24 protein-coding genes and 1 tRNA gene are annotated in these 24,025 nt (G+C 66.3%); 12 read left to right on the forward strand and 13 right to left on the reverse strand.

The window, feature by feature from the left end:
• The first annotated feature begins 165 nt into the window (after positions 1 to 165).
• Entirely contained in the window at positions 166 to 738 is a 573-nt protein-coding gene (locus tag ATI53_RS08860) for a hypothetical protein (RefSeq protein ID WP_211315394.1), read from the forward strand.
• A 316-nt stretch (positions 739 to 1,054) separates the two neighbouring features.
• Here the strand turns inward: ATI53_RS08860 and ATI53_RS08865 are convergent.
• Both ATI53_RS08865 and ATI53_RS08870 read right to left on the reverse strand, forming a co-directional pair.
• Positions 1,055 to 1,144: transfer RNA gene (locus ATI53_RS08865), tRNA-Ser, on the reverse strand.
• 86 nt (positions 1,145 to 1,230) lie between these two features.
• Positions 1,231 to 2,877, reverse strand: coding sequence for an electron transfer flavoprotein-ubiquinone oxidoreductase (locus ATI53_RS08870; RefSeq protein WP_111550219.1), 1,647 nt, complete (start codon positions 2,875 to 2,877; stop codon positions 1,231 to 1,233).
• A gap of 248 nt (positions 2,878 to 3,125) precedes the next feature.
• On the opposite strand from ATI53_RS08870, the gene greA reads away from it, so the two are divergent.
• Entirely contained in the window at positions 3,126 to 3,596 is a 471-nt protein-coding gene (gene greA, locus ATI53_RS08875; RefSeq protein WP_009505344.1) for a transcription elongation factor GreA, read from the forward strand.
• Between the two features lie 9 nt (positions 3,597 to 3,605).
• Positions 3,606 to 4,613 carry a hypothetical protein gene (locus tag ATI53_RS08880; protein WP_009505343.1) on the forward strand — a complete coding sequence of 336 codons (1,008 nt, stop codon included), beginning with the start codon at positions 3,606 to 3,608 and terminating at the stop codon, positions 4,611 to 4,613.
• A 381-nt stretch (positions 4,614 to 4,994) separates the two neighbouring features.
• Here the strand turns inward: ATI53_RS08880 and ATI53_RS08885 are convergent, their stop codons facing one another.
• Entirely contained in the window at positions 4,995 to 5,432 is a 438-nt protein-coding gene (locus tag ATI53_RS08885; protein WP_146609901.1) for a hypothetical protein, read from the reverse strand.
• Positions 5,433 to 5,450: 18 nt separating this feature from the next.
• Between ATI53_RS08885 and ATI53_RS08890 the strand changes: the two genes are divergently transcribed.
• Both ATI53_RS08890 and ATI53_RS08895 read left to right on the forward strand, forming a co-directional pair.
• Positions 5,451 to 6,158 (forward strand): AzlC family ABC transporter permease, encoded by a 708-nt coding sequence (locus tag ATI53_RS08890; RefSeq protein ID WP_111550221.1) that lies wholly within the window; start codon positions 5,451 to 5,453, stop codon positions 6,156 to 6,158.
• A complete protein-coding gene (locus ATI53_RS08895) occupies positions 6,155 to 6,475 on the forward strand; it encodes a branched-chain amino acid transport AzlD family protein (protein WP_009505338.1) in 321 nt (106 codons plus the stop codon). The genes ATI53_RS08890 and ATI53_RS08895 overlap by 4 nt, the downstream gene beginning before the upstream one ends.
• Here ATI53_RS08895 and ATI53_RS08900 read toward each other — a convergent pair whose 3' ends face one another.
• The 4 genes from ATI53_RS08900 to ATI53_RS08915 form a co-directional block, all read right to left on the reverse strand.
• Positions 6,476 to 7,186, reverse strand: a complete 711-nt coding sequence (locus tag ATI53_RS08900; RefSeq protein WP_111550222.1) for a hypothetical protein — start codon at positions 7,184 to 7,186, stop codon at positions 6,476 to 6,478.
• Between the two features lie 80 nt (positions 7,187 to 7,266).
• Complete coding sequence (locus ATI53_RS08905; protein ID WP_009505335.1) at positions 7,267 to 7,407, reverse strand: aa3-type cytochrome c oxidase subunit IV; 141 nt, start codon at positions 7,405 to 7,407, stop codon at positions 7,267 to 7,269.
• Between the two features lie 113 nt (positions 7,408 to 7,520).
• Positions 7,521 to 8,540, reverse strand: coding sequence for an MBL fold metallo-hydrolase (locus tag ATI53_RS08910; protein WP_034452877.1), 1,020 nt, complete (start codon positions 8,538 to 8,540; stop codon positions 7,521 to 7,523).
• Positions 8,541 to 8,565: 25 nt separating this feature from the next.
• The gene (locus ATI53_RS08915; protein ID WP_111550223.1) at positions 8,566 to 10,266 is read right to left on the reverse strand and encodes an acyl-CoA dehydrogenase family protein; all 1,701 of its coding nucleotides are present in this window, start codon (positions 10,264 to 10,266) and stop codon (positions 8,566 to 8,568) included.
• A 120-nt stretch (positions 10,267 to 10,386) separates the two neighbouring features.
• On the opposite strand from ATI53_RS08915, the gene ATI53_RS08920 reads away from it, so the two are divergent.
• On the forward strand, positions 10,387 to 11,334 hold the full coding sequence (locus tag ATI53_RS08920) for an L-threonylcarbamoyladenylate synthase (RefSeq protein WP_111550224.1): 948 nt from the start codon (positions 10,387 to 10,389) through the stop codon (positions 11,332 to 11,334).
• Positions 11,335 to 11,353: 19 nt separating this feature from the next.
• Here the strand turns inward: ATI53_RS08920 and ATI53_RS08925 are convergent, their stop codons facing one another.
• On the reverse strand, positions 11,354 to 11,929 hold the full coding sequence (locus ATI53_RS08925; RefSeq protein ID WP_009505328.1) for a YqgE/AlgH family protein: 576 nt from the start codon (positions 11,927 to 11,929) through the stop codon (positions 11,354 to 11,356).
• A gap of 150 nt (positions 11,930 to 12,079) precedes the next feature.
• On the opposite strand from ATI53_RS08925, the gene ATI53_RS08930 reads away from it, so the two are divergent.
• On the forward strand, positions 12,080 to 12,880 hold the full coding sequence (locus ATI53_RS08930; RefSeq protein WP_111550225.1) for a protein-disulfide reductase DsbD domain-containing protein: 801 nt from the start codon (positions 12,080 to 12,082) through the stop codon (positions 12,878 to 12,880).
• A 25-nt stretch (positions 12,881 to 12,905) separates the two neighbouring features.
• Here ATI53_RS08930 and ATI53_RS08935 read toward each other — a convergent pair whose 3' ends face one another.
• From ATI53_RS08935 to ATI53_RS08955, 5 genes are all read right to left on the reverse strand, one after another.
• The gene (locus ATI53_RS08935; RefSeq protein WP_009505326.1) at positions 12,906 to 16,274 is read right to left on the reverse strand and encodes an efflux RND transporter permease subunit; all 3,369 of its coding nucleotides are present in this window, start codon (positions 16,272 to 16,274) and stop codon (positions 12,906 to 12,908) included.
• A 3-nt stretch (positions 16,275 to 16,277) separates the two neighbouring features.
• Positions 16,278 to 17,735 (reverse strand): efflux RND transporter periplasmic adaptor subunit, encoded by a 1,458-nt coding sequence (locus tag ATI53_RS08940; protein WP_111550226.1) that lies wholly within the window; start codon positions 17,733 to 17,735, stop codon positions 16,278 to 16,280.
• Positions 17,736 to 17,831: 96 nt separating this feature from the next.
• Positions 17,832 to 18,374 (reverse strand): molybdenum cofactor biosynthesis protein B, encoded by a 543-nt coding sequence (gene moaB / locus ATI53_RS08945; RefSeq protein ID WP_009505322.1) that lies wholly within the window; start codon positions 18,372 to 18,374, stop codon positions 17,832 to 17,834.
• Between the two features lie 7 nt (positions 18,375 to 18,381).
• Positions 18,382 to 18,924 carry a hypothetical protein gene (locus tag ATI53_RS08950; RefSeq protein ID WP_009505320.1) on the reverse strand — a complete coding sequence of 181 codons (543 nt, stop codon included), beginning with the start codon at positions 18,922 to 18,924 and terminating at the stop codon, positions 18,382 to 18,384.
• On the reverse strand, positions 18,921 to 19,709 hold the full coding sequence (locus ATI53_RS08955) for a uracil-DNA glycosylase (protein WP_009505319.1): 789 nt from the start codon (positions 19,707 to 19,709) through the stop codon (positions 18,921 to 18,923). The genes ATI53_RS08950 and ATI53_RS08955 overlap by 4 nt, the downstream gene beginning before the upstream one ends.
• 154 nt (positions 19,710 to 19,863) lie before the next feature.
• On the opposite strand from ATI53_RS08955, the gene ATI53_RS08960 reads away from it, so the two are divergent.
• The 5 genes from ATI53_RS08960 (at position 19,864) to ATI53_RS08980 (ending at position 24,008) form a co-directional block, all read left to right on the forward strand.
• Positions 19,864 to 20,814, forward strand: coding sequence for an aspartate carbamoyltransferase catalytic subunit (locus ATI53_RS08960; protein ID WP_009505317.1), 951 nt, complete (start codon positions 19,864 to 19,866; stop codon positions 20,812 to 20,814).
• Entirely contained in the window at positions 20,811 to 21,353 is a 543-nt protein-coding gene (locus ATI53_RS08965; protein WP_111550227.1) for an aspartate carbamoyltransferase catalytic subunit, read from the forward strand. The genes ATI53_RS08960 and ATI53_RS08965 overlap by 4 nt, the downstream gene beginning before the upstream one ends.
• 129 nt (positions 21,354 to 21,482) lie before the next feature.
• Positions 21,483 to 22,766 (forward strand): dihydroorotase, encoded by a 1,284-nt coding sequence (gene pyrC / locus ATI53_RS08970; RefSeq protein ID WP_111550228.1) that lies wholly within the window; start codon positions 21,483 to 21,485, stop codon positions 22,764 to 22,766.
• Between the two features lie 3 nt (positions 22,767 to 22,769).
• Entirely contained in the window at positions 22,770 to 23,378 is a 609-nt protein-coding gene (gene plsY, locus ATI53_RS08975) for a glycerol-3-phosphate 1-O-acyltransferase PlsY (RefSeq protein ID WP_009504192.1), read from the forward strand.
• Between the two features lie 69 nt (positions 23,379 to 23,447).
• A complete protein-coding gene (locus ATI53_RS08980; protein ID WP_111550229.1) occupies positions 23,448 to 24,008 on the forward strand; it encodes a bifunctional transcriptional activator/DNA repair enzyme AdaA in 561 nt (186 codons plus the stop codon).
• Positions 24,009 to 24,025: the final 17 nt, after the last annotated feature.

Raw genomic sequence — 24,025 nt, forward strand, 5'->3', positions numbered from 1 at the left:
TGGCAGAGAAATGAAACAACCAACCCCGATCAGCAGGTGCAACGAGTAGCTTGAATTACGCCAGATCCTGTCCAACCGATGGGGAGTAGCTCAAAGATCGCATTCGCAGCGAAGCGTTTCCTTGCAGAAAAGCTTGATCGAAAGGGCGACAGTCGGCCGTGTGACGTGCTGCTGGTCGGCGAATACATGCAGGCTGCGATCGGCTCTCTCCTAGAAGCCATCAAGAAGGGATCTGCGACAGGCGGCGGCGAAGTTGCCATCATCCCCCAGGGTGCAGCCGGTAGAGGAAGCACGCTCTACGTCGATTTCCACACAACGAAGCCGATCTACCCGGTCACGAGATGTCATCTGAACGCGATGGTGGCTGACACGAAGAAGTGGGAGCAAAGTGCCGCCTTCCTTCTCGATAGCCATCCGGGCGTGAAGAGATGGGTCAAGAACGACCGGCTAGGGTTTACAATTCCCTACCGGCATCGTGGCCTGCTGTCGCGCTACATCCCCGACTTCATCGTTGTCACTGATCGAGACGAAAACGTCATCGTCGAGATCAAGGGCCAGGTTACTGATGATGCAGACGCCAAGTCGAAGGCGGCTGAGCGGTGGGTCGAGGCCGTCAATCGCCTCGGTGAGCATGGTGTATGGAAATACCTATTGGTGGAGGATCCGGGACGGCTCGGTATCCAGATGAACACGTTTACTCAAAACAAGTGGGAAGAAGGACCATTTCAGCTTTCCTAAACCAAAACTGAACGCCCAGGCGAAGTCTACCAACCAAGGCTCAGCCAGCGGCTGGTTGGAATTCAGTTCCATCTCGTGAATGCCACTGCCATCGGAGTATTCAGGTGGCGCGGGGAACTATCAGCATATTTTCAACTGTTTACGGGCTCTACACCGAATGCGCATAGTCGAGAGGTCCGGAGAATATCGGGATCAAGAGAACAGGTCCGGCTGCCACGGCAAGGACGCCAGTGCAAAGCCGAGAGCACATAGCCCTTGAATACAACGGACAAATCCTGCCGCAGCCGGATCGGGAGAACGCTTTCGCGGGGGCAAGTGGCGGAGAGGAAGGGATTCGAACCCTCGAGACGGTTCCCCGCCTACACACTTTCCAGGCGTGCGCCTTCGACCACTCGGCCACCTCTCCGCCGACCCGTTTAGCGGAACTGGCGCAGGGGGTGCAAGAGCCAAATCCCGGAAAAGTCCCTGAGCCCGCGCTCGGGTCGGCCAGCGTCACATGTTGGGATAGTTGGGCCCGTCCCCCCCCTGCGGCGTGGTCCAGGTGATGTTCTGGGCGGGGTCCTTGATGTCGCAGGTCTTGCAGTGCACGCAGTTCTGGAAGTTGATGACGAAGCGCGGGCCGTCGTCACCCTCGACGAACTCATAGACCCCTGCCGGACAGTAGCGTTGCGAGGGCCCGGCGTAGTTGGCGTAATCGACCTTGACGGGCACGGCTTCGTCCTTGAGCCGCAGGTGGCAGGGCTGGCTTTCCTCGTGGTTGGTGAAGGCGAAGGATACGTTGGTCAGCCGGTCGAACGAAAGCTTGCCGTCGGGCCTGGGGTAGTCGATCGGCTTGTGGTCCGCCGCAGGTTCGGTCATCTGCGCATCGTTCTTGCCATGCTTGATCGTGCCGAACAGCGAAAAGCCCAGCACGTTGGTCCACATATCCATGCCGCCCAGGGTCAGCGAGCCCGTCAGACCGTATTTCGACCAGATCGGCTTGACATTGCGTACCTTCCACAGGTCCTTGCCGATGGCGCCGTTGCGCACCTCGGTTTCATAGGCGACCAGTTCGTCGCTGGAACGGCCCTCGGCCAGCGCGGCATGGGCTGCCTCGGCCGCCGCGATGCCTGACAGCATCGCGTTGTGGTTGCCCTTGATGCGCGGGACGTTGACCATGCCGACCGAACAGCCCAGCAGCGCCACGCCCGGGGCGACCATCTTGGGCATCGACTGATAGCCGCCTTCGGAAATCGCGCGTGCGCCATAGGCGACCCGCTTGCCGCCCGCGAGCAGTTTCGCAATTTGCGGGTGATGCTTCCAGCGCTGGAATTCCATATAGGGGTACAGGTGCGGGTTCGTGTAATTCAGATGCACCACGAACCCGACATAGACCTGATTGTTGTCAATGTGATAGACAAATCCGCCGCCCCCGGCGTTCGAGCCCAGCGGCCAGCCCATGGTGTGTTCGACCCGGCCCTGCTGGTGCTTGTCGGGGTCGATCTCCCAGATTTCCTTCATCCCGAGCCCGAATTTCTGCGGGCACTTGCCGGCCGACAGATCGTATTTCGCCATGACCTCTTTGGACAGCGAACCGCGCACGCCTTCAGACAGGAAGACATACTTGCCCAGCAGCTCCATCCCCGGTTCGGTGTTGGGGCCGTAGCTGCCATCGGCCTCCAGACCAAACACCCCGGCGACGACACCCCTGATCTCGCCGTTGTCGCCATAGACCAGTTCGGAACAGGACATGCCGGGGAACACCTCGACGCCCAGCTCTTCTGCCTGTTCGGCCATCCAGCGGCAGACGTTCCCCATGGACACGACGTAATTGCCGTGATTCGACATGAACCTGGGCATCGGCCAATGCGGGATGCTGAGCTTGCCGGCCTCGCCCAGCAGATAGAACTTGTCCTCCGTGACCGGCACCGTGACCGGCGCGCCCTTGGCCTTCCAGTCTGGGATCAGCTTGTCCAGCCCGCACGGGTCCAGAACCGCGCCCGACAGGATATGCGCACCGACTTCGGACCCTTTCTCCAGCACGACGACGGACAGATCCGCATCCAGCTGCTTGAGCCGGATCGCCGCGGACAGGCCCGCAGGCCCCGCGCCGACGATCACGACGTCGTATTCCATGCTTTCTCGCTCGATCCCGTTCATCTGGCTTCCTCCGACGTTCCTTTGCCGCGCCGCGAACAGCAGGGGCGCAACATTATTTCAAAACACCTAGCGCGGCGATGCGGCATTGGTCAATGCGCCCGCAACGCATCACCGCAAAGCTTCTGTCCGGCAACCCGCGCCGCAACACCCGCCGATGTCCCTCTCCGCACTTGAACAGGTGCACCTGCACACGTTATGTGCGTAACCTAGACTGAAATGCACGAACCGTACGTTCAGGAGCACCCTCCTTGGAAAAGATACTGATCACCCGCGCGGGTTTTACCGCGCTTGAAAGCGAATTGAAGAAGCTCAAGTCGATCGAGCGGCCCGCCGTGATTCAGGCGATCGCCGAGGCGCGCGAGCTTGGCGACCTAAAGGAAAACGCCGAATATCATTCGGCACGCGAAAAGCAGGGCTTTATCGAAGGCCGGATCAAGGAGATTGAGGCCGTCATCAGCCTGGCCGAGGTCGTGGACCCGTCCAAGATGTCCGGTGCGATCAAGTTCGGCGCGACGGTGACGCTTGTCGACGAAGACACCGATGAAGAAAAGACCTGGCAGATCGTCGGCGAGCATGAGGCCAACATCGAAAAGGGCCTGCTCAACATCAAGTCGCCCATCGCGCGCGCGCTCATCGGCAAGGAAGAAGGCGACAGCGTCGAGGTCCGCACCCCCGGCGGTGAAAAAAGCTACGAGATCATCAGTATCTCTTACAGGTAGGGTCCGCCGATGGCCGACAGCAACGACAGCCGCCCGACGCCCATCGGGACTTATGTCCGCCCCGCAAAAGGCGGCGCGACGGGGATCGAAATCGCCGCCGCCGCGCTCAGCGTCGGCTGGCTGATGCTGTCGGGGGCCTTCTTCGTGCTTTATGGCGGCGACGGGGCCGACGGGCTGCGTTTTGTCCTGACGATGATGGTCGTGTTCATGCCCGTGGCGATGATCTGGGTCGCGGCCACATCCGCCCGCGCCAGCCGCGTGATGCGCGAGGAAAGCGCCCGGCTTCACACCGCCATCGACGCGATCCGCAACGCGTATCTGGCGCAGGCCCAGGCCGGTCGGGGCGACCGGACGAACGGCAGCATCGCCCGCAAGCTCGATGAAATCGTCGCGACCCAGCGCAAGACCGAAGCGGCGATGGCGATGATCACCGCCCAGCGCGCGGTGGACAGCGCAGCCCCCGCCGCGCCCACGGCCCCCGCAGCTGCGCAGCCCGAGGATCAGCCGACCCTGTCGCTGGGCACCCCCGCCGACGCGCTGCAACCGCCGCTGTCCAACGCCGATTTCATCCGCGCGCTGAACTTTCCCGAAACCGCCGAGGATGCCGCCGGTTTTGCCGCGCTGCGCCGCGCGCTCAAGGACCGGCCCGCCGCGCAGCTGATCCAGGCGGCGCAGGATGTGCTGACGCTGCTGAGCCAGGACGGGATCTACATGGATGACCTGCGCCCCGACATGGCCCGCACCGAGATCTGGCGCGCGTTTGCCAGCGGCGCCCGCGGACGCGAGATCGCGGCGCTGGGAGGGGTGCGTGACCGGTCGTCGCTGGCCCTGACGGCGGGACGGATGAAGCAGGACCCGATCTTTCGCGACGCGGCGCATCACTTCCTGCGCCTGTTCGACCGTGCGGTCGCCCGTTTCGCCCCCGAAGCGTCGGATTCGGAACTGTCGGACCTTGCCAACACGCGCTCGTCGCGGGCCTTCATGCTGCTGGGTCGTGTGGCGGGCACGTTCGACTAAGCGCGCCGTCCAGCGCCTGTTCAAAGCCAAGCCCGGGGATCCAGCCGTCTTCGGACGCGCTGGCCTTCGGCATCGCAGCCGGTTCGGTCGGGGACAGCCTTGCAAGCGCGCGGGCGTCCCGCCCAACCCGAACCGCATCCTAGATCTCTCCGAGCCCGGTCGTCTGCGCGACGGCGTTGCGCCGCAGTGATGGCCATACCTCCCCGAACGCGACGGGCGGACCAGCGGTTCGAACGGCCAGTCCGCAATCTGGTCGGGGAACCTCTGGCGCGCCCTGTGCAGGACCGGCAGTCCGGCGATCACTTGCCCGCCGACCGCCCCGGCCCCGCCCATCTGCCAGCAGGAAAACGCCCCGCGCGCGATGATTTCAGCCGCGCGCAGCTACGGGAAGGCAGGCGCGCACAGGGGTTTCCTACGGCTCGGCACGTCGATCTTGCGCTGCAAACCGTTGAACCGCAAAGGACCCGCCCCCGCCACGCCGCGGTTGATCTGCCCCGCAAGGTCAAAGCGGGAATTGCGCTTCGGGGCATCGTCAAACCTGCCGGCACGCCACGCCCACATCGCAAAGGGATCATCCCGTCCGGTCAGCGCCTGTGCGAACCCGGACGGATACCCAGAAGGAAAATCGAAGCCGATCGTCAACCGCACGGCCGTGTACGGCACCAGATAGATGCGCCGCGTCAGGTCGGCCTCGGCCGGTTGCGCAGATAGGGCGGCGCCCCGTCGGCGTCCGTCCGGCCCGTGCCCGTGCCCGTGGCGCCCTTCATCAGGCGGCGTTTGCATCTTGCCTCGGGCTTGGCTACGCCTTTCGGCAGACAAGGATCTTGGAGAAACCTGATGGCATCCGTTGGCGTAAAGTCGAGCTATTGGAAAGGCGTGCGTGACGCGCTGCCCTTTACGCTGGTGATCATCCCCTTTGCCACGCTGTTCGGAGTTGTTTCATCGGATGCGGGCTTGAACGTGCTTGAATCGCTCGGCTTTTCGATCGCGGTCATCGCGGGTGCCGCTCAGTTCACCGCGCTGCAGCTGATGCGCGACGAGGCACCGACGCTTGTGGTGCTGGCGTCGGCGCTGGCGGTGAACCTGCGGATGGCGATGTATTCGGCGTCGTTGACGCCCCACCTGGGGCACCTGCCCCTGTGGAAACGCGCCGTCGCGGCCTATCTGACACTGGATCAGAATTACGCGCTGTCCATCGTCGAATTCGAACGCAACACCGCGCAGAGCACATCCGGGAAATTCGCCTATTTCCTCGGCTCCGTCACCCCCATTGCGCCGTTCTGGTACGGCTTCACCGTCGTCGGTGCGCTGGTCGGCTCGGCCATTCCGATGAACACGGGGCTGGATTTCGCCATGCCGATCGCGTTCATCGCGATGATCGGGCCGGCTCTGAATTCGGGCGCGCACCGGATGGCGGCGCTGGTGGCGTCAGTGGCGGCCTTGCTGTTCGTCTGGATGCCGTGGAACTTCGGACTGCTGGTGGCCGCCGGGCTTGGCATGGCGACCGGAGCCGAAATCGAACGCCGCGCGGAGGCACGGGCATGATCGAGCGCACCGAACTTTGGATCGTCATCCTGGGGCTGGGCGTCGGCAGTTTTGCGCTGCGCTTTGTCTTTCTGGGGCTGGTGGGCAATCGCGCGATGCCCCCCGCCGTGATGCGCCATCTGCGCTATACCGCCGTTTCGGTACTGCCCGCGCTGGTGATGCCGCTGGTGGTGTGGCCCACCGCGACGGGCGGCGAGCCGGACCCGGTGCGCCTGGGGTCGGCAGCGATCACGCTGGCCATTGCGACGCTGATGCGCAATGTGCCGGTCGCGATGATCGCGGGCGCCGCGGTGCTGATCTTCGGCGCCTGGCTGTGATCACTGGCTGACGACCGCCCGCTGTGTGCCCTCATCTGCCCCCTGCCCCGTCTCGGGTCCTGTTTCGGTCCCTGTCGCAGACGCGGTGCGGGCAAGATGCTGGCGGTGCAGCGCAAGCGCCAGAGACTTGTCGTCGTCGTCAGTCTCACGCAGGATCCGGTCGGTCACGCCCGGCAACTGCGACATCTGCGCCGCCAGTTTCTTGGGAAACCAGGTGGGGCGGACGGAGTCGAACCCCGGCAGCTGGGCAAGAATCGACGAGGTGGATTTCGCACACATCGACTGCCTTGCCGATCCGCTCGTCATCGCAAGCCGCAGCGCCTGTTCGGCGACGGCGGCAGGCACTTCGACACGCTGGATGCGCACGCGATAGGTTTCGCGCGCATGGGCGCGTTCATAGAAGCTTTCGAAGGTCGGGGTGACGCCGTAAATAACATCGTCCGCTTCGGTGATGTAGTCGGCGCGCACCGACCCGGCCGGGTCATAGATGATCCGCTGCGATGGCGCATTTATCATGATCGAACTGTGCGCGCCTTCGTTGGTGCTGTTGCTGATCATGGTGAACAGCGTGATCGCCGGGGGCCCGTCATGCCGATAGGCGACGGCGGCGATCTGTTCGGGCGTGGCGTTGGGGCGATTGTTGCCGGGCGTGCTGCACCCGGCAAGCGCCAGCGCGACGAGGGTCGCGAGACCCGCGGCTCGAAGGTTCATTCGGTCCCGCTCCGTTCTGGAAAGGTTCTGGCGGCACGGGGTCCATATCGACGAAACAAGAACAAGCGCGGAACGATCCGTCAGGCGCCCCAGAGCGCAAGAATGACGACCAGAACAAAGATCACGCCCACCGTCTTGATGGTGAAATTGACGAAGCCGGCAAAGGTTTCCTGCTGCGTGGTGATGTCCATGGAACCGTGTTCGTGCTCGTGTTCGGCCATGTGCCGTCCTCCCTGGGGTCTTGAATTGGGCTTGTGTGCGTTTCCGAATGGGTAGCGCGTAAATCCCGCTTTGTCATCCGTTCAAACCGTGGTGCCCGGATCTTTCCGCATGGTTACGCCGCCTGCCATTCCCACGCACCATCGGGGCGCGGGCGGCGCGTCGCGCGCCCCTCGTGCCACAGGTGTTGGCAATGGGCCATCGCCTCGACCATGGCCAGCGCGTATTCCGCTTCTCCGATCCTGCGTTTGAACAGGACCGGAAAGCAGTCCGTCGCCGCCTGCGGCGTGCTGAGGTGCCGCGCCAGACGGTCCAGCGCCGAGTGGTGGTTTTCGATCAGCTGCGTCAGGCGAAACGGCAGCCCGGTAAAGGGCAGCTTGTGCCCCGGCAGCGCAAGCTGGTCGTCGCGCGTCAGCCCGCGCAGCCGCTCGCAGCTTTCCAGCCAGTCGGCCACCGGGTCGGCCTCGGGTTCGCTGGCATAAACGCCGATGTTGGAACTGATTGTCGAGATCACCTGATCCCCCGACAGCACCAGATTGTCGTCCCGCGACCACAGGGTCGCGTGTTCCGGCGCGTGGCCATGCCCGACATGCACATCCCAGTCGCGACCGCCGATGCGGATCGTGTCGCCCTGCGCGATGCGGGTGAATCCCAGCGGCAGCGGCCATGTGACATCGGCAAAGTTGAACGGGCGCTCGTCCGCCCGCCTGCCCAGCAGCGCCGCATCCATGCCGCAGCGTTGCCAAAAGGTGATCTGCGAGGCAGGCGGCCGGTCCTGTTCGTCCAATTGCAACATCCGTGCCATCAGCCAGGCGGTGCGCGTGGTGACCAGTTCGGCGCCCCGTTCCATGAACCAGCCCACCAGCCCGACGTGATCGGGGTGATGGTGTGTCAGAAGAACCCGCGTCACCGGCTTGCCAGCGAGAGGGCCGGCCAGCAGACTGTCCCATTCGGCGCGGGTGCGCGCCGAATTCATGCCGGTGTCGACGATGGTCCAGCCGTCGCCGTCATCCAGCGCGTAGACGTTGACGTGGTCCAGCGCCATCGGCAAGCGCAGGCGCATCCACAGCACCCCGTCGGCGATTTCGGTTGCGGCGCCGGGTTCGGGCGGGGAGTCGAAAAGGTTGCGTATCATGGCGCAGTGCCCAGGCAGATGCGTCTCATGCGGCAAGGTCATCCGGAGTGATGTCCATCAGCCCCCCATCCCCGGCGCGCACATGCGCCAGCAGCGCGACGTGTTCCGGCAGCAGGCGGGCGATATAGAACCGCGCCAGCTTGCCGCGCGCGCCGTCCGGTTCGGCCATGGCCGCACGCAGGTGGTAGTGCCCGCCCAGCACCCGCGCAAAGCTTCGCAGATAGGGCACGGCGGTCGCAAAACGCGCCGTCATGTCCTGCGCGACCAGCCATTCGGTCGTTTCGCGCAGGGATTCCGCAGCCTCCCACACGGCGCCGGCCAGATCGGGCAGCGCTGACTTGGCGGCTTCGGCCGCAGCCTCGATTTCGTCCAGCAGGGCAAAGGCGGCATCGCCACCGTCCATCAGCTTGCGGCCCACCATGTCCATCGCCTGAATGCCATTGGTGCCCTCGTAGATCGCCGTGACCCGCACGTCGCGATAGAATTGCGCCGCGCCGGTTTCCTCGATGTAGCCCATGCCTCCGTGCACCTGCACGCCCATCTGCGCGACTTCGCAGCCGATGTCGGTGCCAAAGGCCTTGGCGATGGGGGTCAGAAACGCGGCACGCGCCGTCCAGGCCGCGTCACCCGTCGCGCGCGCCATGTCGATGCTGACCGCACAGTCCAGTTCGATGGCGCGGGCGGTGAAAACCTCGGCCTTCATTGTCGCCAGCATCCGGCGCACATCGGCGTGGCCGATGATGGCGTCATAGTCCGCCGGACCCTGCCGCCGTTCGTTCGCATAGGCCAGCGCCTGCTGATAGGCGGCCTCGGCACTGCCGACGCCCTGCCCGCCGACACCCAGCCGCGCGTTGTTCATCATGGTGAACATCGCCTTCATACCGCCGCCGGGCGCGCCGACCATCCAGCCTGTGGCGCGCTCAAAGCTCATCACGCAGGTCGGTGAGCCGTGCAGCCCCATCTTGTGTTCGAGGCTGACCACCCTGAGGCTGTTCGCGACACCCGGAGCGCCATCGGCATCGGGGATGAACTTGGGCACCATGAACAGGCTGATGCCCTTTGTGCCCGCAGGCGCCCCCGGCAGGCGGGCCAGAACAAGGTGGCAGACGTTTGCCGCGAAATCCGAATCTCCCCAGGAAATATAGATTTTTTGCCCCGAAACCGCATAGGTGCCATCGCCGTTGTCCTCGGCCTTTGACGACAGCGCGCCCACGTCCGACCCCGCCTGCGGTTCGGTCAGGTTCATGGTGCCGGTCCATTCGCCGGAAATCAGCTTGGGCAGGTACAGCGCCTTCAACGCGTCGTCGGCGTGGTGTTCCAGCGCCTCGATCTGGCCTTGCGTGAGCAGCATGTTCAGTTGCAGCGCAAGACAGGCTCCGGCCATCATATCGTTCACCGCCGTCGCCACCGCCAGCGGCAGTCCCATCCCGCCGTGGTCTGGATCGGCGGTGATCGCCACCCAGCCCCCGTCGGCGATCGCCTTGTAGCCGTCCGCAAAGCCGGGCGATGTCCGCACCACACCGTTTTCCAGCACCGCCGGCGTCAGATCGCCCACGCGTTGCAGCGGGGCCATCACCTCGTCGCACAGCTTGGCCGCTTCGGTCAGGACGGCGCCCACCATGTCGGGAGTCGCGTCGGCAAAGCAGTCCGCGCTCTGGACACGGGAAAATCCCACCACCTTGTCCAGCAGGAAAGAAAATTCGCGAACGGGGGCGCGGTACGGCATGGGCAAGCTCCGATCAAGGTTGGCAAGACGCGAGGGCTCCGCTAGTCAAAGCGGATCATTCGCGGCGGCAGGGTAGCCATCCCGCACTTTAGGGCAACAGGAACGCGGCGTCACGAGCACATGACCGATACTTTACGTCTGAAAGCATCCCCCCGGGGTCTGGCACGCGCCGCCACGGTACTGCAAGGCGGCGGGCTTGTCGCCTTTCCGACCGAGACGGTCTACGGCCTTGGCGGGGATGCCAGCAACGACCGCGCGGTCGCCCGGATCTATGAGGCCAAGGGCCGCCCGTCGTTCAACCCGCTGATCGTTCATTTCGCCGACCTTGCGACGGCGCAGGCCTATGTGCACTGGTCCGACATGGCGCAGCGCGTGGCCGATGCGCTGTGGCCGGGGCCGCTGACGCTGGTGCTGCCGCTGCGCGAGGGCGCGCGCCTGTCGAAACTGGTGACCGCGGGGCTGGACACGCTGGCGGTGCGGGTGCCCGCCAACCCGGTGGCCCGCGCGCTGCTGCGCGCGGCGGGCGTGCCGGTGGCCGCCCCGTCAGCCAACCGGTCCGGACGAATCAGCCCGACGCGCGCGGCGCATGTGCTGGAAACGCTGGATGGACGCATCGACGCGGTGCTGGACGGCGGCGCCTGCGACGTGGGGCTGGAATCCACCATCCTTGGGCTTGCGGGCAAGCCGACGCTGCTGCGCCCCGGCCGCGTCACCTGCGAACAACTGACCGATCTGCTGGGCCGCCCGGTGGCGCAGCGCAAGGACAGCGAGCAGATATCGGCCCCTGGCCAGCTTGGCTCGCACTACGCACCCAGCGCGCTGGTGCGGCTGAACGCGGCAGAGTGGGAACCGGACGAGGCACGCCTGGCCTTTGGCCCGGTCGAAAGCTGCGATCTGAACCTGTCGCCAACGGGCGATCTGGTCGAAGCGGCGGCGAACCTGTTCGAATATCTCTACCGGCTGGATGCCACGGGGGCGCCGCGCATCGCGGTGATGCCGGTGCCCCATGTGGGGCTGGGCGTGGCGATCAACGACCGGCTGAGCCGCGCCGCCGCCCCTAGAAACTGAACGGCGATCAGGCGACGGATCAGGCCGTGCCGCCTTCGCCCGACAACAGATGCGCGGGCACGCCCATCGAGTTCAGCGCCGCCTCCCATTTCGACGAATCGGCGGTGCCGAACACCAGTTCGGGCGACGCCTCGCAGACCAGCCAGGCGTTCTGCGTCAGTTCTGTTTCCAGCTGTCCCGGCCCCCAGCCCGCATAGCCCAGCATCGCCATCCACTGGGCGGGGCCTTCTTCGACCGCGATGCCTTCCAGCACGTCGAGCGTGCCGGTCATGTGAAACGCGTCGTCCACCTTCAGCGTGGTCAGCCCGGATGCGTAATCGGGCGAATGCAGCACGAATCCCCGGCCCATTTCCACCGGGCCGCCGAAATGCACCTGCCGCCGTTCCAGCCCGGGCGCCGCGTCCATGGACAGCTGCTCCAGCAGCCCGGCCATGGTCACATCCTCGGACGGCTTGTTGACGATCAGGCCCATCGCTCCCTCGTCCGAATGCGCACACATGTAGATGACCGCGTGTTCAAAGCGCGGATCCCCCATGCCGGGCATGGCGATCAGAATACGGCCTGTCAGGTCGGAAGCGTCCGAAGCGATGTCCATGAAAGCCTTTCTTGCGTGTGTGGGCGTCCCTCCAACATGGCGCTGCAAGGGCAGGCTGGCAAGGGAGCAGCGGCAACACACCGCGCCCCGCACGCATCGCTCGCTGCGATGTGACTTGCGAACGGATTCGACGGGCCGCATGTGTTACCCATGTTGACCCGCCTGACACAGACCCTCGCCGCCTGCCTCGTGCTGGCCAGCGCGCTTGCCGCCCCCGTCGCCGCAGAGGAACCGGTCACAGCCCAGCTGCGCCCCGGCTGGCGCCTGCCCGACGGCGACCACATTGCCGCGCTGCACCTGACGCTGGCGCCGGGGTGGAAGACCTACTGGCGCGCGCCCGGCGATGCCGGCATCCCGCCGCTGTTCGACTGGGCCGGATCGCGCAATATCGCAAGCCTGGGCGTGGTCTGGCCGACGCCGCATGTGTTCTGGCAATCGGGAATGCGGTCCATCGGGTACAAGGACGATCTGGTCCTGCCGATCCGAATCCATCCGCGCGGGCCGGGCGACATCCATCTGGAAACCGAAATGCAGATGGGGCTGTGCAAGGATATCTGCGTGCCCCATACACTGCGGATTTCGGCGCGGCTTGCGCCCGACACGCGCCCCGATCCGATGATCGCCTCGGCGCTGGCCTCGGTGCCGTTCACCGCGCGCGAGGCCAGCGTCGGCCGTGTGCGCTGCACCGTCATGCCCGCCGGGGGTGGCCTGACCCTGCGCACCGAAATCGACATGCCCAGCAGCGGCGGCGCCGAAGACGCCGTGATCGAAGCGGGCCTGCCCGAAGTCTGGGCGTCCGAACCGTCGACCCACCGTAACGGCAACACGCTGGTCACCGAAAACCGCTTTATGCATATGGACGGCAAGCCCTTCATGATTGACCGCTCTCGGGTGCGCATCACCGTGCTGGGCGACGATCACGCCGTCGATATTCAGGGCTGCACCGGCTAAGCCCGCCCCGCAAGGGCTGCTGCGATCACGACCGGGCACGGCGCGATACCGCGAAGCTGGCAATCCACAGCAGCGTCACCACCCCCGCCACTCCCACCAAAAAGGTCGCAAAGGCCGCCGCCATCGGCGCAAGCCCCGCGACCGCCGGCAGCACGGCACCCGGCAGGCCCAGCGCCACCGCCCCCATCGTCGCCGCCAGCCAGACCAGCACCCCCCCCAGCACCGCCGTCAGGCCCAGCCGCGGACCGATCCGGCGAAAGCCCAGACCCCGGCGGAACGCTCTTAGACGCAGCCCGATGTCATGCTGCACCGCGATCAGCGCGGGCACCACCATCAGCACCAGAACCATCCCGAAGCCCAGCCCGTAACACAGGGTAATCACCGTCGGTTTGAGAAACTGCGCATCGCTCGACCGCTCGTAGAGCAGCGGAGCCAGGCCCATCACGGTGGTCGCCGTGGTCAGGAACACCGGCCTCAGCCGGTCCGACGCACCATCCACGATGGCCTGGAAAATGCCGCGATCAGGGGCGTATTCGTCGATCTGCGTTACCAGAACAATGGAATCGTTGATGACGATCCCGGTCATCCCCAGCAGGCCCACCACGGTGAACATGCTCATCGGAACGTCCCATTGGTAGTGGCCGTAGACCGCCCCGACCAGCCCGAACGGGATCACCGACATCACCACCAGCGGCCGCGTCCAGCTGGCAAACACCCAGGCCAGCACAAGGTAGATGCCCAACAGCACCAGGGTCAGCCCGGTGCGGGCATCGGCAAGAAATTCACCCTCTTGCTCGGCCAGCCCCGAAAGCTGGTAGTCCACCTGCCGGTCGGCGGCGATGGTGGGCAGGATGTCCTGCTGAAGCGCCTGCATGATGTCGGCGGCGCGCTGCGGGTCGTCTTCGGAAATATCGCCGGTGACAGAGATCAGCCGGATGCCGTTTTCCCGCCGCACCGTCGAAAAGCCGGTCTGGCGCGACACGCTGACAATATCGGCCAGCGGCACATAGGCGCCGCCCGGCGTGCGCATCTGCATCCGGTCCAGAAAATCCGCTGTCTGCTCGCTTTCGGGCAGTTCCACCCGGATCTCGGCCGAACGCGGCCCGTCGGGAAAGGTCGCCGCCTCGATCCCCGCCAGCCGATGGCGCAGAACGGTGCCCAGATCGTCGATGGTAAAGCCCAGCGCATCGCCTTGCGGGGTCAACTGCAACACCAGTTCTTCCTTGTCGTAGGACAGGTTGTCCTCGACCGCCGACACTTCGGGGAACGGCAGCAGCGCGGTCTTGAGATCCTCGGATGCCGCCTTGAGCGTGTCTGAATCGGCGCCAAAGAACTGCACGTCCAGCGCGTCGCCCCCGGGGCCGGAGCGCCAGCTGCGAAAGCTGATGGTTTCGACCATGGGATGCGTCGAAAGCCGTTCCTGCAACACGCCCACCAGGGCAAAGCTGGAATAGGGGCGCAGGTCGGCGTCGATCAGCTCGATCGAGATGGCGCCCAGCTGGTCGGCGTCCTTGCTGTCGGTCCCGGCAAGCCCCGGCCACGCGTTGCCGCCGATTTCAGCCAGCACATAGGCGATGGGGTTGCGGCCGTGGCTGCGTTCGTATTCCAGCCCCACCTCCTGGACCGTGCTCTGCAGCATCTGCAACTGCGCCAGCGTGTCGGCGCGGGTGGCGCTGGCCACCATGGCGAAATTCCCCGTGACCGACGATTGCTCGGGGCCATTGAAAAACCGCCAGGGCACGTCGCCCCTGATGACCAGCGCCACCTGGCTTGCCAGCAACAGCAGCGCCGCCGCAAGCACCACATAGCGCGCCCGCACCACGCCCCACATGAACGGGCGGAACAGCGTTTCGCGCACCCAGCGGAAGCCCCGGTTCACCTGCCGCGACGGCCAGTCGTACCAATGCCGCTTTTGCGACGCACGAATGGCGTGGGACATGTGATTGGGCAGGATCAGAAAGCATTCGACCAGCGAGGCGATCAGCACCACGATCACCGTAAAGGGGATGTCCCTGATGAGATCTCCGAACCGCCCGCCAATGGCCACAAGCCCGAAAAAGGCGATCACCGTGGTCAGCGTCGACGAAAATACCGGCAGCGCCATGCGCCGGGCCGCGGTTTCCGCCGCCTCGACCGGGCCAAGCCCGCGGCGGGACATGTGATCTGCGTGTTCGCCCACGACGATGGCATCGTCCACCACGATGCCCAGCGTCAGGATCAGCGCGAACAGCGACATCATGTTGATCGTCAGCCCCGAGGCATACATCAGTGCCAGCGCCGCCAGCATCGCGGTCGGAATGCCCATCGCCACCCAGATCGCCGTGCGCGCGTTCAGGAACAGAAACAAAAGCACCACCACAAGCGCAAGCCCGGTGGCACCATTGTCCAGCAGGATGTTGAGCCGGGCGGTGATCGCTTCGGCCCGCGTGCGGATCAGATCGATCCTGGTGCCCTGCGGCAATTGCGCCTGAAAGGCGCGGGCGACGTCTTCGACCTTGTGCTGTATCCTGATCGCGTCGCCTTCGGCCGACCGGTCGACCCGGATCGAGATCGCCGGGTGATCGCCGACGAAATAGGTGCGCTCGCGGTCGATGCCCTCAAGGCGCAGCCGCGCCACATCGCCGATGGTCAGCGTCGTGCCGTCCGGTTCGGACCGCAGCACGATGGCCGCGATGTCATCGGCGCTGCGGGTTTCGACACCGGCGCGGACACGGGCGTTGGCGCCGCTCACGTCTCCGGCGGGGTTGGCATCGACCTCGCCCGCGATGGCGTCGGCGATTTCGGCCATGGTGACGTCGAACCCCACAAGGTTGCGGGTCGGCACCTCGGCGATGATCCGCGGCGCCGCAAGGCCGCGGACGGTGGTGCGGGTGACGCCCTCGGCGAACAGGCGCAGCACGAGTTCATCGGCAAACCGCGCCAGCTGCGCCGTCTCGACCGGCCCCGAGATCACCACGTCGGTCACCCGATCGGCCCAGCCGCCCGAACGGATGACGGGATCGTCGGCGTCTTCGGGCAGATTGGTGACGGTGTCGACGGCGGTTTCGACATCGTCGACCGCCTTCATCATGTTGTAGCCCGGTTCGAATTCCAGCTCGATGCGGGCGCTGCCCTCGGTCGAACGGCTTTCGGAATTGACCACGCCTTCGACGGTCAGAAGCGTGGGTTCCAGCACCTGGACGATGCCGATGTCCACATCCGTCGCCCCGGCGCCGTCCCAGGCGACGCTGACGGTCACATCGTCGTCGATGACATCGGGAAAGAACTGCGCCCGCATGTTCGGCGCGGCCAGCAGCCCGGCGGCGATGAGCATCACCAACAGCAGGTTGGCGACGGTCGGATGCCGGGTGAAATACGAAAGGATGCCGCTGGCTTGTCCGGGGATCTGGCGCATCGCTCAGCTGCCCATCCGGTCTTCCAGACGAGCGACGACCGATGCGGGCACCCGGTCCTGCGCCAGTTGTGCCAGAAGGGTCTGCCGGGCCTCGTCGGGCATCCGGGTGTTGGTTTCGACAAAGGCGACCAGCCGGGCGCGGCGTTCGGCGTCCAGTTCCAGCATCTCTTCGATGGCGGGATCGGGCGCCCCTTCGGCGCGCAGGGGGCGCACCTTGATGCCCGCGCCCAGCAGGGGGGTGCGCTGGGTGACGATGTCGCGCCCGGCCAGGGCATCGCCGCGCACCAGGATGTCATCGCCCTGCCGCCGCATCAGCGTAACCGGAATCGCCTCAAGCCGGTCACCGTCGCCAATCGCCAGCACGTCGCCCGCGGCGTCCAGCGCCGTGGCGGGCAGCCGGGCCACCCGGTCCAGCGGCGGTTCCGTCACCTCGACGGTGACGAAATCGCCTGGCTTGAAACCGCCCGTCCGGCCCAGCGTCGCGTACAGCAGCCGGCCGGTCTGACCTTCCCCCACCGCGGCCCCTTCGCGGATCAGGCGACCGGTGGTTTCCAGCCGCCCGCCCAGCAGGTCCTGCACCACGCGCACCGGCGCCTCGCGCAGCGCGCCCGTATCGTCCAGCAGCCGGGTGTATTGCAGCACCGACACGCGGAACGCCACCTCAAGCGCGTTCGGATCCACCAGCGAAGCCAGCTGTTCGTTCGCCGACACCCGCCGCCCCGCAACCACGCTCACGCCGGAAAGCTGGGCGTCGAAGGGCGCGCGGATTTCGGTTTCATCAAGCCTGCGCCGCGCATCCGCGCGCGCGATGCGGGCACGCGCCAGCGCTGTCTGCGCCGAGTTCACCCGCGCTTCGGCGGCGGCCAGCGACTGGCGGGCGGATGTCACCGCCTGGCGCGCGACCGAGGCCGCAAGCTCGGCCTCTTCGACCTGCGCGGTGGTGCCGACGCTGCGCGCCTCAAGGTCCGTCTGCCGTTCGAAGGCGCGCTGGCGCAACGCCGCCTGTTCCTCGACCCCCGCCAGCGCCTCGGCTTCCAGCACAGCGGCGCGGCGCGCCTCGCGCAGTTCGGCCTCGGCGTCGTCCAGATCGGTGTCGGCGCTGTCCAGCGCCGCCTCAAGATCCGCCGGCTGGATTCGCGCCAGCAACATGCCTTCGGCCACGCGCCCGCCCTCGACGAAGGCGGGATGGAAATCGACCAGCGTGCCCTCGATCGCGGTGCGCAGTTCCAGCGTGCGGCGGCTTTGCACCTCGCCAAAGGCGGTCAGCACCGGCGTCACCGTTTCGAACGATATCGGCAGGATGTTCACGGCGAACACCCGCTCGCGCGGCTCCGGCATGCGGGGGCTGTCGCTCAGCCGCGTCTGCACCGCGCCCTGTATCAGCGCCCCCGCCCAGACAAGCAGCCCCAGCGCGACGGACGCGAGAAACAGCCCGGTCAGGCTTTGACGAAGGAATCGCATGGGCGTCGTCCTGCAAAAAGGGGGCGGCGGAGCCAATTCGGGAAAGTCTAGCTGTCGATGATACCGCGCGCATCAGTCCTGATACGCACGATTGCGTCACTTCCGCCGGTGATGTTCATCCAGGCGTGGAAAAATTTCGACAAAATTGCAGGGGCGGTGCCGGTAATCGAGCTGAAGCGACAGAATGTCGTCCCAGGCGTCCTTGCAGGCGCCGGTGCTGCCGGGCAGCGCAAACAGATAGGTGCCCCCCGCCACGCCCCCCGTGGCGCGGCTTTGTACCGCGCTGGTGCCGATCTTTTGCATCGACACGATGGTGAACACCGTGCCGAACGCGTCGATTTCCTTTTCATAGACGTCGCGATGGGCCTCGACGGAGACATCGCGTCCGGTCAGGCCGGTGCCCCCGGTCGACAGGATCACGTCGATGTCCGGGTCCGCCACCCAGGCGCGCAGCTGCCCGGCAATGGCCGGTCGGTCGTCGGCGCAGATCGCGCGCGCCGCCAGCATGTGCCCAGCGTCGGTCAGCCGTTGCACCAGCGTATCGCCGGACCGGTCGTCGGACAGCGTTCGCGTGTCGCTGACGGTCAGCACCGCGATGCGCACGGGGATGAAATCTCTGGTCTCGTCGATGCGCGACATGGGGGGTCTACCTGCATGGCCTTGTGACGGGCAGGCGCGCGGTCCGAAAGATTCTGTCGAAGCGCCTGATCGTGGCATCTTCGGCGATATGCGCGGCAAAGGCCAGTTCTGCCGAGCCATAGGCGCAGATCAGCGACAGCCTGTCGCGGGTGGCCGCCAGCCGCGACAGCATGGCGGCGTTGGCCGCATCCGGCGCCATCGGCGGCACGGTGTTCCGGGCATAGAACCGCACGCCCCGCAAAAGCTGCGCCGCGACCCGGTCGCGCTGATCGTCGGAATACAGACCAGGACAGGCGGTCACCGCCGCCCCCGCGACAAACAGCCGGTCCAGCGCACAGCCCGCAGGCCCCCAGCCGGACTGATCGTCCGCCCGGTAGCGCCCGTTGCGGCGTTCGACAATCACCGGCCCCGGCAGTTCCAGCCGCTGCACACCCGGCTCGGCCACCATGATCCGGTCCGAGTTTTCTTCGAAGAGGCGGTCGTAGTCGATGCTGAAATCCTGTGCGGCCACGGGTCCGGCCAGCAGCGCGAGCAGACCCAGCAGTTTCATGGCAGCGCCTTCAGCTTTGCGGACAGGGACAACAGGTCTGCCCAGGTTTCGCGTTTCATCCGGGGCTGGCGCAGAAGGTAGGCGGGATGGAACATGGGGATGGCGGGGCGGCCCTCGGCTTCGGTCCACTGGCCGCGCAGCCGGGTGATGCCGGTGCGCCCAAGCAGGGCGTTGCACGAAATATTGCCGACGATCACCAGCAGGTCGGGATCCGCCAGCGCGATATGCCGCCTGAGAAAGGGCAGCATCATTGCGATTTCAGTCGGCTTGGGGTCGCGATTCTGCGGCGGCCGCCAGGGCAGGACGTTGGTGATATAGACAGACTCGGCCCGCGACAGCCCGATGGCGCCCAGCATCCGGTCCAGCAACTGTCCGGCGCGCCCCACAAAGGGCTTGCCCTGCCGGTCCTCGTCGCGGCCCGGCGCCTCGCCCACGATCATCACGCGCGCCCCCGGAACGCCGTCGCAAAACACCAGGTTGCGCGCGCCGCGCTTGAGGTCGCAGTGATCGAAGGCCGCCATCGCGTCGCGCAGCTGATCCAGCGTTGCAGCGCCGCGGGCGGCAGCCTCGGCGTCTTGCACGGGGTCCGCCTCGGGCGCGGGCGCCATCCGCCCCGGCGCCGGGGCGGCGACGAGTGCGGATCGTGCCGCCTGTGCCCCGGCCTCGATGGCAAAGCGATCCACCGGAGCCTCGCCGATCGCCTCGTCGGCGCCCAGCTCAAGCTGCCAGTCCAGCGCGGCCCGCGCCGCGAACCAGTCCATCCCTGCGTCGATTCCCGTTTCCATGCGCGCATCCTACCGCCGCGGCGCGCCGCCGGAAATCCCCCTCGGGGGCGTCTTTGGTCAAATGCGCATGAGCGTACCGCAAGCGGGGGCAGCCACTTGTCCGATGCCCCCCCCGGCCATATAACCCCAGCCATACCAGACCGGAGCCCTTCCCATGCGTTTCGACCAGCGTCACCTTCTGGGCATCGAGCCCCTGCGCCCCGACGAGATCGGCACGCTGCTTGACCTTGCGGACAGCTACGTCACGCTGTCTCGTCGGCGCGAAAAGCGTTCCAGCGCGCTGTCGGGGCTGACCCAGATCAACATGTTCTTCGAAAACTCCACCCGCACGCAATCCAGCTTTGAAATCGCGGGCAAGCGACTGGGCGCGGATGTGATGAACATGTCCATGCAGGCCAGTTCGATCAAGAAGGGCGAGACGCTGATCGACACGGCGCTGACCCTGAACGCCATGCACCCCGACCTGCTGGTGGTGCGCCACCCGCATTCCGGCGCCGTCGACCTGCTGGCGCAAAAGGTGAACTGCGCGGTCATCAACGCGGGCGACGGGCGGCACGAACACCCCACGCAGGCGCTGCTGGACGCGCTGACCATCCGGCGCGCCAAGGGGCGGCTGCACCGGCTGAACATCGCGATCTGCGGCGATATCGCCCACAGCCGTGTGGCGCGCAGCAATATCCTGCTGCTGCAAAAGATGGAAAACCGCATCCGCCTTGTCGGGCCGACCACGCTGGTGCCCCCGGTGCTGAAGGAATTCGGCGTCGAAATCTACGAAGACATGCGCGAGGGTTTGCGCGACGCGGACGTCGTCATGATGCTGCGCCTGCAAAAGGAACGCATGGACGGCGGGTTCATCCCGTCCGAGCGTGAATATTACCACCGCTTCGGGCTGGATGCGGAAAAGCTGAGCTTTGCCAGGCCCGACGCCATCGTCATGCACCCCGGCCCGATGAATCGCGGGGTCGAGATCGACGGCACGCTGGCCGACGACATCAACCGCTCGGTGATTCAGGAGCAGGTGGAAATGGGCGTCGCCGTGCGCATGGCCGCGATGGATCTGCTGTCCCGCAACCTGCGCGCCCGCCCGACCGAGCTTTCGGCATGATGCGGATGCACATCAACGGGTCGGACCCCGGCATGCTGCGGCTGTTCCACCTGGATCTGCCGCCAGAGGCCATCGAACGCTTTGCCACGCAGGCGGGCACCGGGGAATACCCGCTGAAATATGCGCTGGGGGCGACCCATCTGCGCCCCGCCTTCGTGGATGTGGTCAACATCCGCGACCTGGAGGGGATGCCGCTGTCGGAATATCTTGTCTCGGCCTATCAGGTCACGGGCGACGATTTCCGCCAGATGCAGCCGCAGATCGACGCGCTGAAAGGGCATGTGGTCGCGCTTTCGGCGCAGGCTTTCGACCACGTCAGCCAGGACCTTGCGATCGCCGCCCCGCTGCGCTGGGTCGGCACCTTTCCCGAGGAACAGGCCCGCCCCCGCGGCCCCGACCCGCGCAGCGCCCCGGCGCAGCTCGCCCGCCCCGCCGCGCCGCACGCCGCGCCGCGCAACCGTCGCGCGATGTATGTGACGCTGATCGCGATCGCGCTGCTGGTGGTGCTGGTCGCGGGCACGCTGATGCAGATCTCATGACCGCGGCGGCGCTGCGCCGCGCCCACACCTCACCGGAACGCCGGGCAATGACGCTTTCTCTTTTGCCCGGCCTCACATACTCAGGAACACGGCGGCCCGTGCCGCAGCCCGCCGAGGGACCAGACCGAAATGACCGCCACGCTGATTACCCACGCCCGCCTGATCGACCCCGAGGCAGGCACTGTCCGCCCCGGCGCCGCGCTGTTGCAAGGCGGGCGCATCGCCACGCTGTTCGACACCCCCTTCCCCGAGGTATCGGACGCCGCGCGCCTTGACGCAAACAACGCCTTCCTGGCCCCCGGCATCATCGACATCGGCGTCAAGGTCGGCGAACCGGGCGAACGGCACAAGGAAAGCTACAAGACAGCGGGCCTTGCCGCCGCCGCCGGGGGCGTCACCACAATGGTCACGCGTCCCGACACCGCGCAGCCCATCGACACCCCCGAGGTGCTGGAATTCATCAAGGACCGCGCCCGCGACGATGCCCCGGTGAACGTGCTGCCGATGGCCGCGCTGACCAAGGGCCGCGCGGGGCGCGAAATGACCGAGATCGGCTTTCTTCTGGACGCGGGCGCCGTTGCCTTTACCGATTGCGATCATGTCTGCACCGATACCAAGGTGCTGATCCGCGCCATGACCTATGCCCGCAGCCTTGGGGCGCTGGTCATGTGTCACCCGCAGGAACCCGGCCTGTCGCACGGCGCCGCTGCCACGTCGGGCAAGTTCGCCACGCTGCGCGGGCTGCCGACCGTGCCGCCGATGGCCGAACGCATGGGGCTGGACCGGGACTTTGCGCTCGTGGAAATGACCGGCGTGCGCTACCACGCCGATCAGCTCACCACCGCCCGCGCCCTGCCTGCGCTGGAACGGGCCAAGCACAACGGGCTGGATGTCACGGCGGGCACGTCGATGCACCACCTGACGCTGAACGACATGGACGTGGCCGATTACCGCACCTTCTTCAAGGTCAAACCGCCGCTGAGGTCCGAAGACGACAGGCAGGCCACGGTCGCGGCGCTGCGCAACGGTCTGATCGACATCATCGGCAGCTTTCACACGCCCCAGGACGAGGAATCCAAACGCTTGCCCTTTGAAGAAGCGGCCAGCGGCGCGGTCGGTCTGGAAACCATGCTTCCGGTGCTGCTGCGGCTTTATCATTCGGGCGAGCTTGACCTGCCGACGCTGTTTCGCGCCCTGTCGCTGAACCCCGCCAAACGGCTGGGGCTGGATGCGGGCCGGATGTCACAGGGCGCGCCCGCCGATCTGGTGCTGTTCGATGCCGACAAGCCCTTTGTGCTCGACCGCTTCAAGCTGCATTCGAAATCCAAGAACACGCCCTTTGACAGCGCCCGGCTTCAGGGCAAGGTGATCGCCACCTTCGTCGCGGGCACCCCCGTTTACCGGAGCGCCTGACCCATGCTGCCCGACATCACCTCATCCCCCGCCGTACTCGTGCTGTGGGCACTCCTTGGCTATCTCGCGGGGTCGATCCCCTTTGGGGTGCTGCTCAGCCGCGCCATGGGGCTGGGCGATCTGCGCAAGATCGGGTCGGGCAATATCGGCGCGACCAACGTGCTGCGCACCGGCAACAAGGCGGCGGCGGCCGGCACGCTGATCCTGGACGGTGCCAAGGGGGCGGTGGCGGTGCTGCTGGCGCGCTGGCTGGCCGCCGAGGATGCGGCGCAGCTGGCCGGGTTCGCCGCCTTTCTGGGCCATTGCTACCCGGCGTGGTTGCGGTTCAGGGGTGGCAAGGGGGTCGCGACGTTCATCGGCCTGGTGCTGGCGCTTAGCTGGCCGGTCGGGCTGATGACCTGCGCCACCTGGCTTGCCGCGGCGGCAATGTCGCGGATTTCGTCGGTAGGGGCGCTGGTCGCGGCGTGTCTGTCCACCGCGTGGATGATCCTGCTGCGCGACTATGACACGACCGCGCTGACCCTTGTGCTGGCGGCGCTGATTTTCTGGCGGCACCGCGAGAACATTACGCGGTTGCGCCAGGGAACCGAATCGAAGATCGGCAAATCCTAGTTCGCCGTTTGCGGACCTCATCATCGCGGTACGCTCGCCCCCCTCGCGTTCGCGTGGCATGATCGGGTCATGCTTGATTTCGACACATGCAACGCTGCCCGGCTGCGCCGTGACCCCGCCTTCGACGGCGTGTTCTTTATCGCTGTGAAAACCACCGGGATCTATTGCCGCCCGGTCTGCCCGGTCAAGCCGCCGCTGACACGCAATGTCGGCTTTCTGCCGTCAGCCGCCGCCTGCGAGGCCGCCGGATACCGCCCCTGCCTGCGCTGCCGGCCCGAAACCGCGCCGTTCTGTCCCGCATGGAAGGGAACGCTGAGCACCGTCGAGCGGGCGCTGAAGCTGATCGAGGACGGCGCGCTGGATCACGCGCCCGTCGCGGCGCTGGCGGACCGGCTGGGCATCGGATCACGGCATCTGTCGCGGCTGTTCGCCACCCATCTGGGTGCCTCGCCCCGGCAGGTGGCGCGCACCTGCCGCACGCACCGGGCCAAACGGTTGATCGACAACACCGCGCTGCCAATGGCCGACATCTCGATCCGCGCCGGATTCCGCAGCCTGCGGCGGTTCAATGCCAGCTTCCTGGATCTGTACGGGCGCCCCCCATCGTCGCTGCGCCGCCCGGCGCGCTGACCTGCGCCGCGGCGCCA

Origin of the sequence: Salipiger aestuarii, assembly GCF_003259905.1 — a bacterium.
GTDB classification, from domain to species: Bacteria; Pseudomonadota; Alphaproteobacteria; order Rhodobacterales; family Rhodobacteraceae; genus Salipiger; species Salipiger aestuarii.

Bases quoted from the DNA above. Each gene is read 5' to 3' on its own strand.
- ATI53_RS08910 (WP_034452877.1), bottom strand. From the start codon at position 8,540: ATGATACGCAACCTTTTCGACTCCCCGCCCGAACCCGGCGCCGCAACC.
- ATI53_RS08905 (WP_009505335.1), bottom strand. From the start codon at position 7,407: ATGGCCGAACACGAGCACGAACACGGTTCCATGGACATCACCACGCAG.
- ATI53_RS08940 (WP_111550226.1), bottom strand. From the start codon at position 17,735: ATGCGATTCCTTCGTCAAAGCCTGACCGGGCTGTTTCTCGCGTCCGTC.
- ATI53_RS08980 (WP_111550229.1), top strand. From the start codon at position 23,448: ATGCTTGATTTCGACACATGCAACGCTGCCCGGCTGCGCCGTGACCCC.
- ATI53_RS08950 (WP_009505320.1), bottom strand. From the start codon at position 18,924: ATGAAACTGCTGGGTCTGCTCGCGCTGCTGGCCGGACCCGTGGCCGCA.
- ATI53_RS08895 (WP_009505338.1), top strand. From the start codon at position 6,155: ATGATCGAGCGCACCGAACTTTGGATCGTCATCCTGGGGCTGGGCGTC.
- ATI53_RS08915 (WP_111550223.1), bottom strand. From the start codon at position 10,266: ATGCCGTACCGCGCCCCCGTTCGCGAATTTTCTTTCCTGCTGGACAAG.
- ATI53_RS08900 (WP_111550222.1), bottom strand. From the start codon at position 7,186: ATGAACCTTCGAGCCGCGGGTCTCGCGACCCTCGTCGCGCTGGCGCTT.
- ATI53_RS08880 (WP_009505343.1), top strand. From the start codon at position 3,606: ATGGCCGACAGCAACGACAGCCGCCCGACGCCCATCGGGACTTATGTC.
- pyrC (WP_111550228.1), top strand. From the start codon at position 21,483: ATGACCGCCACGCTGATTACCCACGCCCGCCTGATCGACCCCGAGGCA.
- ATI53_RS08890 (WP_111550221.1), top strand. From the start codon at position 5,451: ATGGCATCCGTTGGCGTAAAGTCGAGCTATTGGAAAGGCGTGCGTGAC.
- moaB (WP_009505322.1), bottom strand. From the start codon at position 18,374: ATGTCGCGCATCGACGAGACCAGAGATTTCATCCCCGTGCGCATCGCG.
- ATI53_RS08925 (WP_009505328.1), bottom strand. From the start codon at position 11,929: ATGGACATCGCTTCGGACGCTTCCGACCTGACAGGCCGTATTCTGATC.
- ATI53_RS08930 (WP_111550225.1), top strand. From the start codon at position 12,080: ATGTTGACCCGCCTGACACAGACCCTCGCCGCCTGCCTCGTGCTGGCC.
- ATI53_RS08935 (WP_009505326.1), bottom strand. From the start codon at position 16,274: ATGCGCCAGATCCCCGGACAAGCCAGCGGCATCCTTTCGTATTTCACC.
- ATI53_RS08965 (WP_111550227.1), top strand. From the start codon at position 20,811: ATGATGCGGATGCACATCAACGGGTCGGACCCCGGCATGCTGCGGCTG.
- ATI53_RS08870 (WP_111550219.1), bottom strand. From the start codon at position 2,877: ATGAACGGGATCGAGCGAGAAAGCATGGAATACGACGTCGTGATCGTC.
- ATI53_RS08920 (WP_111550224.1), top strand. From the start codon at position 10,387: ATGACCGATACTTTACGTCTGAAAGCATCCCCCCGGGGTCTGGCACGC.
- plsY (WP_009504192.1), top strand. From the start codon at position 22,770: ATGCTGCCCGACATCACCTCATCCCCCGCCGTACTCGTGCTGTGGGCA.
- ATI53_RS08960 (WP_009505317.1), top strand. From the start codon at position 19,864: ATGCGTTTCGACCAGCGTCACCTTCTGGGCATCGAGCCCCTGCGCCCC.
- ATI53_RS08955 (WP_009505319.1), bottom strand. From the start codon at position 19,709: ATGGAAACGGGAATCGACGCAGGGATGGACTGGTTCGCGGCGCGGGCC.